Annotated in this window: 14 protein-coding genes; all 14 read right to left on the bottom strand. The window is 45.4% G+C overall.

The genetic code is table 11. From position 1 onward, the window contains the following. Positions 1 to 39: 39 nt before the first annotated feature. The 14 genes from OCV30_RS14125 to OCV30_RS14190 all read right to left on the bottom strand — a co-directional run bounded on the left by OCV30_RS14125 (position 40) and on the right by OCV30_RS14190 (position 18,045). A complete protein-coding gene (locus OCV30_RS14125) occupies positions 40 to 831 on the bottom strand; it encodes a DUF1338 domain-containing protein (protein WP_065679721.1) in 792 nt (263 codons plus the stop codon). Between the two features lie 258 nt (positions 832 to 1,089). Beyond that, positions 1,090 to 2,547: a succinylglutamate-semialdehyde dehydrogenase gene (gene astD, locus OCV30_RS14130; protein WP_012604932.1), complete on the bottom strand. Its 1,458-nt coding sequence runs from the start codon at positions 2,545 to 2,547 to the stop codon at positions 1,090 to 1,092. A gap of 39 nt (positions 2,548 to 2,586) precedes the next feature. Then, on the bottom strand, positions 2,587 to 3,606 hold the full coding sequence (gene astA / locus OCV30_RS14135) for an arginine N-succinyltransferase (protein ID WP_029223029.1): 1,020 nt from the start codon (positions 3,604 to 3,606) through the stop codon (positions 2,587 to 2,589). 106 nt (positions 3,607 to 3,712) lie between these two features. Then, complete coding sequence (locus tag OCV30_RS14140; protein WP_012604934.1) at positions 3,713 to 4,924, bottom strand: aspartate aminotransferase family protein; 1,212 nt, start codon at positions 4,922 to 4,924, stop codon at positions 3,713 to 3,715. Positions 4,925 to 5,389: 465 nt separating this feature from the next. Continuing rightward, entirely contained in the window at positions 5,390 to 5,968 is a 579-nt protein-coding gene (locus OCV30_RS14145; RefSeq protein ID WP_065679722.1) for an aminodeoxychorismate/anthranilate synthase component II, read from the bottom strand. Positions 5,969 to 6,168: 200 nt separating this feature from the next. Continuing rightward, entirely contained in the window at positions 6,169 to 8,763 is a 2,595-nt protein-coding gene (locus tag OCV30_RS14150; RefSeq protein ID WP_065679723.1) for an ExeM/NucH family extracellular endonuclease, read from the bottom strand. A gap of 384 nt (positions 8,764 to 9,147) precedes the next feature. Continuing rightward, positions 9,148 to 10,164 carry a tryptophan--tRNA ligase gene (gene trpS, locus OCV30_RS14155; protein WP_010435234.1) on the bottom strand — a complete coding sequence of 339 codons (1,017 nt, stop codon included), beginning with the start codon at positions 10,162 to 10,164 and terminating at the stop codon, positions 9,148 to 9,150. Between the two features lie 175 nt (positions 10,165 to 10,339). Then, on the bottom strand, positions 10,340 to 11,026 hold the full coding sequence (locus OCV30_RS14160; protein WP_009848912.1) for a phosphoglycolate phosphatase: 687 nt from the start codon (positions 11,024 to 11,026) through the stop codon (positions 10,340 to 10,342). A 102-nt stretch (positions 11,027 to 11,128) separates the two neighbouring features. Further along, positions 11,129 to 11,803: a ribulose-phosphate 3-epimerase gene (gene rpe / locus OCV30_RS14165; RefSeq protein ID WP_009848911.1), complete on the bottom strand. Its 675-nt coding sequence runs from the start codon at positions 11,801 to 11,803 to the stop codon at positions 11,129 to 11,131. A 188-nt stretch (positions 11,804 to 11,991) separates the two neighbouring features. Then, positions 11,992 to 12,852, bottom strand: a complete 861-nt coding sequence (locus tag OCV30_RS14170; RefSeq protein ID WP_012604942.1) for a Dam family site-specific DNA-(adenine-N6)-methyltransferase — start codon at positions 12,850 to 12,852, stop codon at positions 11,992 to 11,994. Between the two features lie 69 nt (positions 12,853 to 12,921). Then, positions 12,922 to 14,439 carry an SPOR domain-containing protein gene (locus OCV30_RS14175; protein ID WP_065679724.1) on the bottom strand — a complete coding sequence of 506 codons (1,518 nt, stop codon included), beginning with the start codon at positions 14,437 to 14,439 and terminating at the stop codon, positions 12,922 to 12,924. Positions 14,440 to 14,518: 79 nt separating this feature from the next. Next, entirely contained in the window at positions 14,519 to 15,607 is a 1,089-nt protein-coding gene (gene aroB, locus OCV30_RS14180) for a 3-dehydroquinate synthase (RefSeq protein WP_009848908.1), read from the bottom strand. 24 nt (positions 15,608 to 15,631) lie between these two features. Continuing rightward, positions 15,632 to 16,150 (bottom strand): shikimate kinase AroK, encoded by a 519-nt coding sequence (gene aroK / locus OCV30_RS14185; protein ID WP_009848907.1) that lies wholly within the window; start codon positions 16,148 to 16,150, stop codon positions 15,632 to 15,634. A 176-nt stretch (positions 16,151 to 16,326) separates the two neighbouring features. Continuing rightward, positions 16,327 to 18,045, bottom strand: coding sequence for a type IV pilus secretin PilQ (locus tag OCV30_RS14190; RefSeq protein ID WP_017103612.1), 1,719 nt, complete (start codon positions 18,043 to 18,045; stop codon positions 16,327 to 16,329). Positions 18,046 to 18,047: the final 2 nt, after the last annotated feature.

Here is an 18,047-nt window from a genome sequence, read left to right on the forward strand (position 1 = left end):
CCCGCACCTCTAGGGCAAAGCCCGTGCTCGTATCTTTCTTTAACCGTTGGTGCTTTCAAAGATCTTGTCAGCTGATGCCGCGACAAATCCGGTATAAAGCTCACCATTGGCAATCGCATAACGCTTAGCGAACTCATAGAAGCCGCCAGGAATCATCTCATTGCCTTCAACAAATGAAACTGGGACTTTATCTGCCATTGTTGATGATTGCTCTAATAAGACCTCTGGAGAGCCTTTCACCTCGCCGCCAGATACATTGATAGTGAATCCCGACTCATTCAGATAGTCATTCACGGCCTGCACTTCATCGAACTTATTTAACTGGTTCACACTCACCGTAAAGTGGTTTGCACCGTAACCATGAGCGGCTAGCCAAGAAGCGTACTCACTCTCTTTTGCTAGCACTTGGAAATCTGCGAAGCTCAAATCCCAAAGACGACCACCAAACAAGAATTCATGACCTTGCAGTTTGCTAGCATCCACTTGCTCAACCAACTTAGCAACGATCTGTTGCAGGTCACTTGAACACTCTTCGACCTTCAACTCACTAATGAACACTTTTGGTTGGTTTGGATCTGGGTGCTCGTAGTGCTTAGCCACTAGCTTCTTGCTCTCAAATAAGTAATCGCCACACGCCTTGTAACCTAACTCAAGGAAAGGTTTAGCCAGTGTTTCAATACCTAGCGGTGCAACATTGAAAGTACGCAGTGCAATGTGATCGTTAATCAGGGCTTCGTCTTCTTTCAGCAAGTGATGTACTTTCTCAGCCGATGGACAAAGCCTGTGAATGTAATCGTCCCATAGTGATTTAAAGAGTAGATCGGGCGTCATGGTGACTCCTTGTCAGAGGTTCTAGCAAGCTAGTAATTTGGATTAGAAAGGGAGAGGCTGGACATAGAGTCAGCAGCCATCAGCCTGTGACATACTTGTTCTATTATTATCTACCGCCCAATCGAGGTGTCGGACGTGGGTGAAAAGAGGAAGCGATAACACCGCTTCCTTATTACACAATCAATCAATGAATCTGTTACTCATGAACCTAGAGCTCATAAGCTTATGATTCATCAAGTTAAAGCTTAAGAACCAAAACTACAGCTCAATACCTGGGCTAAACGTAGCTGGCAGTTGAGTTTCACCACCTTCCATTGACGCCATTGGGTAAGCACAGTAGTCAGCCGCGTAGTAAGCACTTGGGCGTAGGTTGCCTGAAGCACCCGGGCCACCAAATGGTGCATCACCACTTGCGCCTGTTAGCTGGCGGTTACGGTTAACAATACCCGCACGGATATGGTCAACGAAGTATTCCCACTCCGAATCGTCGGTTGAAACTAGGCCAGCAGACAAACCAAAGCGCGTGTCATTAGCCAGTTCAACTGCTTGCTCTAGCGATTGGTAGCGAACCACTTGCAGCAATGGGCCGAAGTACTCTTCATCTGGCAACTCAGCAATGTTGGTTGCATCGATAATACCCGGAGAAACAAACGCCGCTTCGCCCGCTTTTGCTTCAACTAGGCTTACACCACCTAGTGATTGCAGATTAGCTTGCGCGTCCAAAATGAACTTAGCCGCCGCTTCAGAGATTTGTGGGCCCATGAAGGGTGCGGGCTCAGCGAATGGCTGATCAACACGAATCTTCAAAGTAGCCGCAACAAGCTTATCGAGCAGTTGATCGCCCTTCTCGCCAACAGGAACATACAAACGACGAGCACATGTACAACGTTGACCTGCACTGATGAAAGCCGATTGGATAATGGTATAAACCGTCGCGTCAGCATCACCAAATTGGTCACTGATCACCATCGGGTTGTTGCCACCCATCTCTAGTGCCAGCATCTTGCCCGGTTGACCCGCGAATTGACGGTGAAGGATATGACCAGTATTCGCGCTACCCGTGAATAGCACGCCATCAAGACCTTTAGCATCGGCTAGTGCGATACCTGTCTCTTTAGCGCCTTGCACTAGGTTGATCACGCCAGCAGGAAGGCCAGCTTCTTGCCATAGCTTCATCGCAAATTCACCTGTCCAAGGTGTCTGCTCTGACGGCTTAAATACCACGGTATTACCCGATAGCAGTGCTGGAACAATATGACCATTAGGTAGGTGGCCTGGGAAGTTGTAAGGGCCAAATACCGCCATAACGCCTAATGGACGATGACGCAGTACGATTTGGTTACCTGCCGCTTCACGTGAAGCTTCACCAGTACGTTCGTGATATGCACGAATAGAGATAGCGATCTTGCCCGCCATCGCGCCCGCTTCAGTACGAGTTTCCCAAATCGGTTTACCCGTCTCTTTTGCAATAATCTGTGCTATCTCTTCGCTGTTCTCTTTTACTTTCTCAGCAAAGTTCAACACGATCGCTTCACGCTCTGCAAAGCTCAGTTTCTTCCAAACTAAGAACGCATCACGAGCCGCTGCTACTGCAGATTCAACCTGCGCTGGTGTTGCACTATCGCCTTGCCACACGACTTCATTGTTGTATGGGCTTACTGATGTCATGGCGTCGCCTTGACCTGCCACCCACTGTCCTGCTATCCACTGAGTCATACTTCTATCCTTAAAATCTTCGACAGATAATCGCCGCTCTTATTGAGCCAACATACGAACGAATTCGCCTTCTTTTACTTCAAGAGCGCTTGCTACTTCAGATGATAAAATCACTGTGTCGCTTGCTTGGTCATACGCGCCTTTCGCGGCTACTGCGCGGAAGTTCTCAAATGAGGTATTACCAATTAGGAAGTCTTTAGAGCTGGAGTGCTCTGCAATTTTCACCTGAGCTCGAATCGCATGACGCACTGATTCAATGTTTCTTAAATCACACTCAACCGTTGGGCCTGCATCAAAGATGTCGACATAACCACGGTTAGTGAAACCTTCACGTTCCAACAACTTAAGTGCTGGGCGTGTATTATCATGTACCTCTCCAATCACCGCCTGAGCTTCTTTGCTCAGTAGGTTCACGTAGATAGGCAGCTTTGGCATTAGGTCAGCAATGAAGCCTTTCTTACCGATACCAGTGAGGTAATCTGCAAGCGTGAAATCAATTGAGAAGAAGTGCTCTTGCAGCCATTGCCAGAAAGGTGAGTTACCTTCCGCATCCGATACACCACGCATCTCAGCGAAAATCGTTTTCGAGAAACGCTCTGGGTGTTCAGACATGATCAGGAAGCGACACTTCGACATCAAACGACCATTCAATCCACCACGGAAAGCTGGACGCAAGAACAGTGTGCAGATCTCACTGCATCCGGTGTAGTTATTACCGAAAGTCAGCAGCTTAACGACGTTATTCACGCCAAGCTTTTGCGATGAGTGAACCACTTTGCTGATGTGGTAAGAGTAAAACGGAACATCCCAGCCAATTGAGGCTTCGATGCCGGTGGTACCTGCGACTTCTCCCGTTTCAGTGTCGAAGCCAACCATTAGGTAGCCTTCATCACCGGGTTCAGTCACGTCTTGTTTGGCAAAACTGTATTCAGAGTGAGTAATTCGGTTAGTTAACAGTTCTTCGTTAACCGGAAGAGATGTGAATCCGTGACCAGATTCAACCGCGCAGGTATGCAGCGCATCGTAATCAGATAATTTTATTGGGCGAACAACTAGCATCAATATTCCCTCCAGATGCAAAACAGGCCCAAAACCAGAAGCTTGGGCCTTTAGCAGTACGTCATGGGATCGCTCTAATGGCGACCATCCTATGACGCCGCTCAGGCTAAACTAACGTAGCGATTGCTTTGTCTAGTTTTGATAAACCTTCTTCAATTTCTTGTGTAGTAATAACCAGTGATGGCGTGAAACGAACCACGTTTGCACCCGCAACCAGTACCATCAAGCCTTGTTCGCCTGCTGCTACTAATACATCACGAGCACGACCTTGCCATGCTTCATTAAGCGCAGCGCCTAGCAATAGGCCTTTACCGCGAACTTCACTGAATATTTGGTATTTGTCGTTAATCTTAGCTAAACCATCACGGAATAGTGCTTCGCGTTCTTTCACGCCAGCCAACGTTTCAGGTTGGCTTACTACGTCAACAACCGCTTCAGCAACGGCACACGCCAGTGGGTTACCACCGTAAGTCGAACCGTGCGTACCCACTTTTAGGTGTGTTGCAAGTTCAGACGTTGTTAGCATTGCGCCGATCGGGAAACCACCACCTAGTGATTTCGCAGTGCTTAGGATATCAGGTGTTACACCTAGGCCTTGGTAAGCGTAAAAGTTACCCGTACGGCCATTACCTGTTTGCACTTCATCAAAGATAAGCAGCGCATTGTGTTTGTCACACAGTTCACGAACCGTGTTCACGAACTCAGATGTTGGAGAGATGATACCGCCCTCGCCTTGCAGAGGTTCCATCATGATTGCACATGTGCGATCTGAGATGTGCGCTTCTAGCGCTGCAATATCGTTGTAAGGCAGGTGAGTTACATCGCCCGGTTTAGGACCGAAGCCATCAGAGTAAGCCTCTTGACCACCCACAGTTACAGTAAAGAAAGTACGACCGTGGAAACCTTGTTTGAATGCAATGATTTCAGATTTCTCAGGACCGTGAACATCCGCAGCCCAACGACGAGCTAGCTTCAAGGCTGCTTCGTTCGCTTCTGCACCAGAGTTGGCAAAGAATACTTTTTCTGCAAAACATACGTCGGTTAGCTTCTTCGCTAGACGCAATGCAGGTTCGTTGGTCATGACATTACTTAAATGCCAAATCTTGTTTGCTTGCTCAGTAACTGCGTTAACCATTGCTGGATGACAGTGACCCAAACAGCTCACAGCGATACCACCAGCAAAGTCGATATATTCTCGGCCTTGTTGGTCCCAAACGCGTGCGCCTTCCCCTTTTACCGGGATCATTTCCATTGGGTTATAACAAGGCACCATCACCTCATTAAACAGACTACGTTCTACTTTTTTTTCCACTGTCATCGTACATTCCTTTTCGATACCGCAAGCTTCGCAAATAAGCGTACTGGTTCATAAGTGAGACAAAGATATTTTCTCTCGCCATAATCCCGCTGTAGCATTATATTTACATTTAATTAACGTTTTCAATAGTAGATTATTCTTTAGCCATCCCTAACAACCAGCTAAACGTCACTACCTATGACTATTTATGCATCAATTAATCTGTTTTATGAAGCTTTTTTTACCTAAACGCATAACCAGCAATAGCAAACCCTTACTGGCATTGCGGTATATAGGGTTCGAGACGAAATAAGGCGAATAATTTTGCATAGGCTAAAAACTTAGCCTGAAGATAGAGAAATGTTATAAAAAGTGATCGGCGTCAGAGGAGTAAGAGACGCGTAGCGCCCGAATTTAAACGCTTAACGAATGGGGTAACAGGTTTAACTGGCTTATTTAGACGCAGAAAGAGTCAAATTTAAACACTCAGCGTGCTAGGAAGTTAGCGAGAAGCTGGTGTCCTTGCTCTGTTTTAATCGACTCAGGGTGAAATTGCACCGCATCAATCGGCAAGGTTTTGTGTTGATAACCCATGATTTCATCCATGCTGCCATCTTCAAATTCAGTCCAAGACGTGAGTTCAAAACAGTCTGGTAATGTGCCGTTTTTCACCACTAAGGAGTGGTAACGAGTCACAGTTAGAGGGTTATTGAGACCTTGAAAAACGCTCTTACCGTTATGACGGATCGGAGAGGTTTTACCATGCATCACTTGTCTGGCTCTCACCACCTCACCACCAAAGACTTGAGCAATGGCTTGATGACCAAGACACACACCTAAGATCGGCAACTTGCCAACGAAGTGTTCAATCGCTTGCAGAGAAATACCCGCATCATCCGGCGTACAAGGACCCGGCGAGATAACAAGATGACTAGGATTCAGCGCCTCGATGCCCGCGATATCAATCTCATCGTTGCGTACAACCTTTACAGTTACCCCTAACTCACAGAAATACTGATACAAGTTATAGGTAAAAGAGTCGTAGTTATCGATGATAAGTAACATGGGTCGAAATCGTTTGCTAAATACTAAATGATTGGAAGATATAGGGGCGGTATTGTGCAATACCCATGGCGAAAGGCAAGTGGAAACTGCATTTCGCCAATAATTAAGGCCAACCTAAGTTGACCTTAATTGTTTACAGATAGCGTTAAGTTATCTGAATTGGCTTACTTGTATGGCAAGCCAATCTATTTGTGATTGAGCTATTTGCGACGACGCCACATTGCTAAGCCAAATAGTGACATCAGGGCACCTAAGCCGAATGAACCACCGACCTTAAGCTCAAGAACTGCCGGATCATGATCCGATGAACGGAAGTGATCTTGGTACTTCGGCAGATCACCTTTGAACTCTTCGTTGTAATCAAGCAACTTCGATTCACCGCCATTGATGTGCCAGTCAGTCGCATCCACCACCATGTCTTTCAGGCTGTCGCTGATCAACAGGTGATCCAAAGCGCCAACCTCATCATTGTATGAGTAGCTCCAGCTGTCTGGGTGCTTTTGAGCCACAGCATTAATGTAGCCGTAGTTCTTAGTAATCACCGCGCCGTTATCACCAAACTGCTCGACACCGTCAATGTAAGTGTTACGCGCCGCTTTGATTTGCTTACCGTATTTCTCTTCAGAGTAATCCGTCAGTACCAGCATTGGGTCTTCCATGCCGTACGAGTTCATATCACCCAGAATCACTTTATGGCCTTTGATGCCATCTAGCGCTTCACCCAGTGCAACCGCAGCAGCCACACGGAAGTTCTCACATGAGCCTTGCTTATCGGCGTCAACACCACCTTGGCCGCCCTGTTCGACAGGGGCTGCATCTTCCCAACACTTAGAACCTTTCGATTTAAAGTGGTTAATCGCAACGGTCAGTTTCTCTTTGGTGCCTTTCACTTTAAAAGTTGGCGCCAATGAGTCACGTTGATAGTTCTTACCGTCTTCAATCACCTTGCCTGAATCGTCTAACACTTCTGGCGCTTGTTGGCTTGGCATCGCGATAACACGGCTGTCTTTAAGCTTAACCACTTTCTTACGGTAGATAACACCTGTTGTAATGACGTCAGTACCAATCGAGTCCATCTCGTCGGTTACGCCATCTTCGTTAGAGTCCACTGCCACAAAGGTATAACGGTCTTTCTTACGCTCAATGCGATCATTCAGTTGATTTACAAGCTGCTGAATGGCAGAGCCTTCACCAAAACCGTTGTTCTCAATTTCCATCAAACCAATGATGTCGGCATCTAGACGAAGAATCGCGTTCACAATCTTCTCTTGCTGCATCTCAAACTCAGTGATGGTGTTCGCGCCACGGTTGTTGCCGTGTTGGTTCGCGTCACCGCCAAATGGAGAGTTAAAGTAGTTCAATACGTTGAAGGTCGCGATACGTAGATCACCTTCATCCATATCAGGCTTGTCAGTACGTGGGTCATTACGTACAAAGTTCTCAGCCGAGATCTGGTTGGTTGTCACTAAGCGATACTCGCCGTAGCTGTAGGTCAGTACACCTTCTAGGCCAACAATGGTGTCATCGATACGGATGTAGTCTTCTGTTGAACCATCTTGGTCAATATCGGTACGGCCAAAGTCTGGATAGAAAGGAACCTGTCCGTCACCGGCTTTTTGATCGGTTTCAACAAAAAGACGACGGCCTGCGTTATCTTTAGTTTGCTGTTTCGCATCTTCAGAGCCAGCTGCAGATAACTGGTTCGGCTGCATGTTAATACGCTCATGTGCCAGTACCATGTTGTTACGACGACCTGCGTAGTCATAACCAAAGGTACGCGTTACACGCATATCAAGCGCTTCGGTTGTTTTCACCAACATGCCTTCATGGCGTTCAAGCGTTACAGCGAAGTTCTCGTCACTGTCTAAGGCTTCAATTGCTGTCGCTTCAGGCGCTTGTTGCTCGCCCTGCTTAAGCCATTGGTTGTTTTCAACTTTAAACTGAGTATGACTGTAATACTCTTGAACCTTACCTTTCACACACACTACATCGCCCGCAGCCAGTTCTGAACTCGATTGATTGGTGTGGATAAATAGACCTTCAGAAGTGCTTGAATTGAAGTCATCCTCAAGTGCTTGCAGGTAGAAACCTTTGGTTATGCCAGTAGTGACTGCACTTACCACACCTTTGACGAAGTATTCATCGTCAGTGATGTACGGGTAGCCATCAATGAATGGTGATGTTGCACCCTCGCCTTGGATTTCTTGAATGGTGGTGAATACTGGGTCAGAGCCATCTTGTGTACAGGCAAACGCGTCAGGCAACTCTACATTGTCTAGTGAACCTAGCCCTTCAATACTGTCCTTAGGTAACGATACCCATTGCGAAGCATCAAACGCCGCAGAAGGTGTTTGTTTAGCACGAACCAAAGTAACATCTTTCCCCCAGTCCACATCGCCCATCAAACCGACAACATCGTGCACCGAACCATCTGAATTCAAGATAGCCAGCGGATCGTCACCATTGTGATTAGCAATCGACGCGTTAAGAATATCAGCCGCCGCTTTAATTTCGTCACTTGCGCTGGTGTGCGCAACCACAAGTACTTCACCGGGCGCTAAAACGTGGCCATTCAAAGGTAAAGTGGCGCCCCATGATCCATTACCATTCGCAGACTTCGCCAACGAGTAACCATCTAAATTAATGCTGCTATCGCCGTTATTGGCAATCTCAACCGCTTTGTTATAGCTGCCGCCTTCCACATATTGTGAAATAAACAAATCAGCGTGTGCGCTTGTGGTTAACAAGCTACCAATTGCCACTGCTAGCAATGAAGGTTTATGTAAAAGAGCCATCCGTTTCACCTAAGTTCATCGATTTATAGTCACTGCCATCTATGGGCAGTCATGTATTTTGTGGTAACTATCAGGTTTATTTATGAAAGGAATAAGTCAGTTGGCAAGAAAATGAGGAACTTATCACTTTGGAATCATCAATTGTTTGGCACGTTTTATATTTCCAACATATATAGAAACAAGAGTGACTTTATAAAGCTTGAGGATACCAAATAAGATCACCTGCACAGCATTAGTATGATGAATGTGTTAGCTAGATAATGCTTAAATTATCAATTCAAACAAGAGATTTACTGGGAAGGTAAATGGAGCGGGCAATAAAAAGCCCAAAGTAAACAAAGTCACTTTGGGCTTGAATTTCTAAACGAGTCGTTTTAGTAAACCCTATGGGCGAGTAACAAAACCTACCGCTTCGTATGCTTTTTTCAGTGTTACTGCAGCACGCTCAGAGGCTTTTTCGGCACCCGCTTTCATTACTGCGTCCATGTAAGCACGGTCAGCACGGATACGGTGGTATTCAGATTGAATCGGCTCAAGCATCTCAACCAATGCTGCGCCTACATCTTTCTTAAATGGACCGTACATTTCAACGCCTTGGTACTGCGCTTCGATCTCTTCAAACGTTTTACCCGTCGCCGCAGAGTAAAGACCCATTAGGTTAGAGATACCTGCTTTGTTTTCCCAATCGTGAGCAATACGTGGTGGCGTTTCTGCATCGGTTTGCGCTTTGTTGATCTTCTTGATGATCGACTTAGGCTCTTCTAGCAGAGTAATCACGTTCTTACGGTTGTCATCCGACTTAGACATCTTCTTCGTCGCATCTTGCAGGCTCATTACACGTGCATTCACTGTTGGAATGTAAGGTTCTGGTACTTGGAAGATTGGCGTTTCAGGACCGTAAATGTTGTTAAAGCGAGTTGCGATATCACGCGCTAGCTCTAAGTGTTGTTTCTGGTCGCTACCTACTGGCACTTGGTGAGCACCGTAAAGCAGGATGTCTGCAGCCATCAACACTGGGTAGTCGTATAGGCCTACGTTTACGTCGTTTGAGTGACGTGCAGACTTATCTTTAAACTGAGTCATACGGCTCAGTTCACCCATTTGCGTGTAACAGTTAAGAAGCCAACCAAGTTGAGCATGCTCTGGTACGTGTGACTGAACAAATAGCGTGCTCTTCTTTGGATCAACACCGACAGCAAGACAGATTGCTAATGCGTCTAGAGTCGCTTCGTGCAGTGCTTTCGGATCTTGGCGAACCGTAATTGCATGAAGGTCTACAACACAGTATTGGCAATCGTAATCATCTTGCATCTGTTGCCATTGACGTAGAGCACCCAAGTAGTTACCGATACTTAGTTCACCAGATGGTTGAACACCACTCAATACGATGGGCTTGCTCATGGTTTTAATTCCTTTGCTTGTTAGCTAAGCTCGTTAACTTAGTTTCTTAACCTAGTATCTGAAAAACTTAGCTTCTTAACTTTAAAATAGAAAGCCGTACAGCTCTTCTGCACGGCTCATCCAGTGTACTCATTGATAAGTATTTTGCTAGTAGGTTAGCTAACTTTTATCCGCTTTATGCTGAAACTAGAACGACATCTAGTAATTGCGCAATATTGTCTGCGACATAGTCAGGGTTTGATACTGAAATCGACTCACCGTGGTTGTAGCCGTATGTCAGACCAAACGAGTGACAGCCAGCATTCTTAGCCGCTTTGATGTCATTGCTTGAATCGCCAACCATCAGCATCTCTTCAGCTTTTACATTGTGCTTTTCTAGCAACCAGTTCAACGCCACTGGATTCGGCTTTTTCTCTGGGAAAGAGTCGCCACCCAACACATCAACAAAGTACTTATCAATATCGTGTTGCGCCAGAACGGCTGGTACAAATTTCGATGGCTTGTTTGTTACAAGCGCCATGGTGAAGCCCGCTTTATCCAACTCAGCTAACGTTTCTTTTACTGATGGGTAAAGGTGGCTCAGCTTATGGCCACTCTGCTCGTAAAAATCATCAAACAAGATACGCGCTTTCTTTAGCAGTTCAGGCTCTAGGTTTGGATCAACCGTCAAGTTGCGGCTCAGTGAGCGCCCGATAAGAACGTCAGCACCATTACCCACGTAGTCGCGAACTTGCTCTTCGCTTACAGAAGAAAAACCCAGTTCCTGACAAGCCTGATCAGCGGCAACAGCCAAATCAGGCACGCTATCTAACAAGGTTCCATCCAAATCAAAGGCAATCAGTTTTATTGAGCTTAATGACATCTTACTTTCCTATTTATTATGTTCGTCTTATGAGTTGAGCTCCAAGACGTAAAAAAGGGGCCAATGAGCCCCTTAATATTCAATCTATCTGTAGTTTTACGATTATGCGTTTACTTTTGCAAGCTCTGAACGCATCTCATCAATCACTTCTTTGTAATCTGGTTGATTGAAGATAGCGGAACCCGCAACGAACATATCTGCACCCGCTTCTGCAATTTCACGGATGTTATCAACCTTCACGCCGCCATCAATCTCAAGGCGGATATCACGGCCAGATTCGTCAATAAGTTTACGAACAGCGCGCAGCTTATCAAGAGTATGAGGAATGAAAGATTGACCGCCAAAGCCAGGGTTCACTGACATCAGTAGAATCATGTCGACTTTGTCTAGGATGTAATCAAGGCAAGAAAGTGGCGTTGCTGGGTTAAGTACGACACCCGCTTTACAGCCGTGTTCTTTGATTAACTGTAGAGTGCGATCAACGTGCTCAGACGCTTCAACGTGGAAGGTAATCATTGATGCGCCAGCTTTGGCAAACTCAGGTACGATGCTGTCTACTGGCTTAACCATTAGATGAACATCGATAGGAGCTGTGATGCCGTAGTCGCGCAATGCTTTACAGATCGGTGCACCAAAAGTCAGGTTAGGTACGTAGTGGTTATCCATCACATCGAAGTGCACAACGTCGGCACCGGCTGCGAGTACTTTTTCGACGTCTTCACCAAGACGAGCAAAATCTGCAGACAAAATCGATGGAGCGATTAGAAAATCTTTCATACCAAACCTCTTAAGAGTGAGTAAATTGCGAATATCACCGCCTTGTGACCTCTCATACACAAGTACAAGACTCAATCCCAAGACTATTTGGTGTGCAATTCTACCTAAGCACCTAAGCAGATCCTAGCAGTTCGAAAGATTAGTTTAAGAAAGTACCCGTGGGTCACTCAATTTAATGAGTTAGAGGATTATTCTGACGACGACAATTCTGTTGAAGCGTGTTGCTGGTTTTTCTCTTTATGGAAAAGCGCCAGTAACTCATCAACTTTATTGCGCCCTGCGCCATTCCGGCTAATCGTGCGCTTAACCTTGACCACGTTCAGTTCCGCACCATGGTATAAACGGCGCGTTAAGGTGGTGTCATGGTTTGAAATCAAGACAGGAATATCGCGTTCCATCGCCGCTTTTTCAGCGACATCCGCCAGTGCAGCTTGGTCATCTAAGCTAAAACCATTACCTGCGTAAGAGGTAAAGTTAGCCGTGTTCGACAGCGGTGCGTATGGAGGATCACAGTAAACCACGCAACCTTTACGCGCGCGGCTAAAGGTTTCATGGTACCCCTCACAGACGAAGGTGGCTTTTTTCGCTTTCTCAGCAAAAAACTCTAGCTCGGCTTCAGGGAAATAAGGTTTTTTATAAGAACCAAACGGAACGTTAAAACCGCCCTTCTTGTTGTAACGACACAAGCCATTGAAGCCAAATCGGTTCATGTACAAGAAAGCTAACGAGCGATACATAACGTTATCTGTACCATTGAACTCAGCGCGAACATCTAAGAACACTTCTCTACGGTTATTCTCCGGACAGAACCAACGCTTCGCTTCAGTGATATAGGTTTCAGGATCGGTTTTAAGTAGATTGTATAGGTTGATAAGATCAGGGTTAATATCTGCAAGTAGGTACTGTTCAAAATCAGTATTCAGAAATACTGATCCGGCACCGACAAACGGTTCTACCAATTTACGAGCAGGTGGCAGGTGACGTTGGATGTCTTCAACTAGGCCATATTTACCACCAGCCCATTTTAGAAAGGCACGCTGCTTTTTCATTTACTGCTCTATCTATCAACTCAAAAATAAGGCTGCGGAATGTAACATATTTTGAGGCTAAGCTCAGGGTTATTTCGCACGTTCTATCTCTCGATGCACTTGATTCATCGATTTTGCCCAAGGTTCCAACTGTTGAAGTGGTTTTGATAACGCACTTGCCGCATCTCGCGCCACTTGAATCGTTGGGTAATCTTGATAAGTGATAATAAACCACTTGGTGTCGTTACGAAGTGTTGGGTAAATACGAACCTTGTTCTCAAGCTCATACTCTTCAATGAAAGATTGTACATCTTCCAATGATGTCATCGCACTCAACTGCAGGGTATAAGCGCGCGGCGAGATAGCTTGTAGCTCTTCGCGTGCAAATGAAAATGTGATTTTTTTTATCGGAGGTGCTGATTGTGTTAGCTCTGAACCTTCATTCGTTGCCGGCAATGACTCACGTTCCACAACATCAGGCTGCGGGATAACGACTGCATCTGTCTTTTCTTCAACTACAGCTTCAATTGCACTGGTATCAACACTCTCAGGTTTATCATCAAGCAAAGCATCGACCACATCAGAGGTGATCACCACACGTTGCTGGTCTTGTTCTACCTGACCAACACTGGCTGTCTCTTCAACCACGACCGGCGGCAGAGAAGAGCTGTCATCGTCAGCACCTTGATAACTCATATCAACTTCGGCTTCAGAATCGACAGTTCCGTCGATTGTGGCTTGCTCAGTTACATTTTCCACTTCCAACGTTGGAATAACTGTCTGCTCAATAGGGGCGATAATAGATTGCGCTTTATCGTCAGGCGTTGGTTGATTAAACATCCACCAGTAACCGCCGCCGATAACAAGCAACAACAACGCCACCACAATCGCAATATTGATAGGTGAACCAATGATTGAGCGAATAATAATCCTTTTTTCCACTTTCAATTCTCCTAAGGCCATTAGCTCACCGGGCAAAGGTTGCGCTTTTTTAAATGCATTTCTCACCCGAGATTCTGACTCATCATCGACATATCGAATCACCAGTGACTCAAAGAAATGTTCAGCTTCTGGTTGCGAAAGATCATCGATCTCAAGGGCGATAGGTTTGTGCGGCTGACCGTAACTAAGTCGTGTTAATAGCGTGTCTAGGTGACCAGTTTGCGAGAACAGAACGATATTAATCGTCCATTGAGGGTTTGATTGAGATTCAAGTACCAACATCCATAATTCTGATACCAGTAGCTCAGACAATCGGTGGGCGTCATCAATGACAATAAGCACATTACACGTATCTCCATCCAGTAACCTAGCAAGGCTATCAGATAAAGAATCATGTTGATTAAAGAGTGGGTCAGAAACAATCTGACTAAGAATAAGTGCGCGGCGCTGTTGATCGTCTTGGCTTGGGTGACAAAGCAGTAAACACTGATTTTTTTCTGTCGACCATGCTTCAAGATAACGCTGAGCTAACCAAGATCGGCCAGAACCCGTTTTACCAGCAACATTTACAAAGTTTGAACCAAAGTTAGTTAAAAGCTGTAAACGCTCTAGCAACTCAACTTGAGACTCTAACTCCAATACTCTTAAATCATGAGCCAAACTCATTGGGGATCCCTACTGATAAGTTCGATCTGTAAAGCGCTTGAGTTGCCTAGAGTTTAGCTAGGCAACCTCACAACCGAATTTAAAGAGTACGGCAGAAATCAATCGCTTGTTTAATGATGTCTTGAGGTACATCAGCAACCACTTCAGCAGTACCAATACTTGTTGGTAATACCAGACGCAACTGACCAGACAGCACTTTTTTATCGCGCATCATGTGCTTCATAAAGTCTTCAAAAGACATGCTTTCTGGCGTATGGATTGGTAGTTTCGCATTCTTGAGTATAGAAATAATTCGCTCAAGTTGCTGCTGAGAAATCAGTCCCTGTAATTGGGCGGTTTTTGCTGCCATTACAGTGCCTGACGACACAGCTTCACCATGTAGCCAATTACCATAGCCTAGTTCTGCTTCAATCGCATGACCAAATGTATGACCTAGGTTCAATAACGCTCTGATTCCTGACTCTTTTTCATCGATAGCAACCACTTCAGCCTTAATTGCACAACAACGAGCAATCGCGGTAATCAGTGCGTCTTCATCAAGTTGATACAGTTTCTCTAGATTCTGTTCCAACCAGCCAAAAAAGGCTTCATCGTAAATGATGCCGTATTTGATCACCTCAGCCATACCCGCTGCAAACTCACGCTCTGGAAGCGTTGATAGGCAGTTAGTATCGATGATGACAGATTTTGGTTGGTAAAAAGCGCCGATCATATTCTTGCCAAGGGGATGGTTCACTGCAGTTTTACCACCTACAGAGGAGTCCACTTGAGAAAGAAGGGTCGTCGGGATTTGAATGAAATCAATACCGCGCTGGTAGCAAGAGGCAGCAAAACCGACCAAATCACCGATAACACCACCACCCAAAGCAATCACCACCACATCGCGGCTGTAATTTCCTTCAAGCATGTAGCTCATCACTGAGTTGAACGTTTCAAGTGTTTTGTATTGCTCACCGTCTGGCAACTCTAAAAGAGATGTCTGACAGCCGACTTGATCCAATAGCGATAAAATTTTATCAGCATAAAGAGGCGCTACTGTCACATTACTGATAACAACAACTTTCTGCTTACCTGATAAAAAAGAAAGGTACGCCGGGTCTTCAAATAACCCGGCGCCAATAGAGATAGGGTAGCTACGCTCAGCTAGATTGACCGTAATCCGTTCCATGGGTTTGCTCTCCGAAAAATGAACTTAACGTTCTTCTAGCATTTTTACGATCTGGTTGGCTACCACTTTTGCACTTTGGTCGTCAGTACGAACTGTGTAGTCCGCCACTTCTTCGTATAGTGCGTTGCGAGATACAGCTAGATCTTCTAGCACATCACGCGGGTTGTCTGTTTGAAGTAGAGGGCGTTTCTTGTCGCGGTTAGTGCGAGCAAGTTGCTTTTCAATTGTTGTCTCTAGGTATACAACAATGCCTCGTGCAGATAGACGGTTACGGTTTTCTTTGCTCAGCACTGAACCACCACCTGTCGCAAGAACAATACCTTGTTCTTCTGTCAGATCGTTGATTACAGATTCTTCGCGCTTACGGAAACCATCTTCGCCCTCAACATCAAAAACCCATGCGATGTCTGCGCCAGTGCGCTCTTCGATCACAGTGTCAGAGTCTAGAAACTCCATATGAAGTTGGGAAGCTAGGTGTCTACCAATTGTACTTTTGCCGGCGCCCATTGGGCCAACAAGAAAAATATTGCGTTTCTCAGCCATGTTTTTAGCAGTAATTTACAACGTTAATTCAATGACATCGCCACAAGGTAGGTCAGTACAAGTACTGAAATTAAAAGGCCCGTGGCACCGATTCCTCACAGATAATTCGTGATAAGACCCGAAATTATCAAGGTTAGGTGCCACTAATGCAACTTTATTTTTAATCTAATTGCTCATTACTGAATCACAACTTTAGGTGTAACAAAAATAAGTAGTTCACTTTTGCCTACATTTTCATAGCTACGACGGAACAATGCGCCAAGAACAGGAAGGTCTCCTAACAGTGGAACTTTATCAACTTGGCTGCTCACACTGTGTTGAAAAATACCACCTAACACGACCGTTTCACCATTATTAACAAGTACTTGCGTTCCAATTCTTTGCGTATCAATAGCGACAGCTTCACCGGTGCCGGTTTTCACCACTTGCCCCGGCCTATCTTGAGTCACGCTCAAATCCAATACCAAACGATTGTCGGGTGTGATCTGCGGAGTCACCTTGAGACTCAATACCGCTTTCTTAAATGCGACTGAAGTAGCACCACTTGAAGAAGACTCTAAATAAGGGATTTCAGTACCTTGCTCAATATAAGCGGGTTTTTTATTGGTGGTAATTAAGCGTGGGCTAGAAATAATCTCTGCTTTCGACTCTTGTTGCAGTGCTGACAATTCAAGATCAAGCAAGGTATCAGAACCCAGCTTGGCTACCTGAAACGCAATACTCGACGCGCTCGGGGAAGTTGCTCCTAAATTAACGTTGAGGAAATCGTCAATCGCACTATTCCCACCATTATCGTCATACGGTGTAATTTGCGATGGATGGTTGCCCTCTATCGAGCCGCCAACTTTAAAGCTTCCGTTGGTCGAGGAAACGCCCCAACGCACTCCTAGTTCATCAAGATTACCCTCAGTAACAGTGACAATACGTGCTTCTATCTGAACTTGCTTCACGGGAATGTCTAGCGATTCAATAATACCTCGTATCACCGCAATGTTTTCTTCCAATTCACGGATCAACAGGGAGTTAGTTCGCTCATCAATGGTAATCGAGCCTCGCTCGGACAACATGCTTACCGCCCCTTCCCCACCAATCATGTCGGCAATGTCGGTGGCTTTGGCAAAGTTAATCTTGATGATTTCCGACTTGAGTTCACCTAGCTCTTCTTCCAAACGAGATTTCTCTAGCGCTTGTTGCTCTCTAAGGTCGAGCTCAGCTTTAGGTGCCACCAAGATAACGTTGCCATCAACACGCTTATCCAATCCCTTAACTTGCAAGATAATGTCGAGAACTTGCTGCCAAGGCACACCATCTAAACGTAAAGTCAGATTACCCGTGACTGAATCAGAAACAACGAGATTGAAATCGTTGTAATCAGCAATAAGCTGCAAAACATTACGTACAGGGATATCTTGGAAGTTAATCGATATCACCTTGCCTTCTTTTTCTAAAACATTTTTCTCTATTGTCACTTCATCAATAGTAGGCCTACTGATCACTACCTCAATAAAGCGACCTTTTAAGTTGTATTCATATTGATAGTCACCAGCGATCGTTGCCAACAATCGCGTACTGGGCGTTTCCTTATACACCTCAATACCTTCAACTGAGGTCGCGAAGTCCTTCACATCCAGGAGGTAAAGCTTATCGTCATTCACCTGAGTATTGAGTAACTCGATACTTAAACCTTCCTGAGCACGTTGAACATCCACCACAGCAGTGCTGGTTGCCAATTCGATAATGATGACGGCGTCTTTCTCCTTGTTGACCCTAAAATCAATATTTTCCAATTGATTTGGCAAGCTCTCGGCATAGCTGAACACGCTAACCACCAACATCACAGACACAACTAGGCTTTGCAGCCCTTTGTTTATTAACTTACTTAGTCCTTTAATCATAT

The sequence above is a fragment of the Vibrio atlanticus genome, assembly GCF_024347315.1.
In the GTDB taxonomy this organism is placed as follows: Bacteria; Pseudomonadota; Gammaproteobacteria; order Enterobacterales; family Vibrionaceae; genus Vibrio; species Vibrio atlanticus.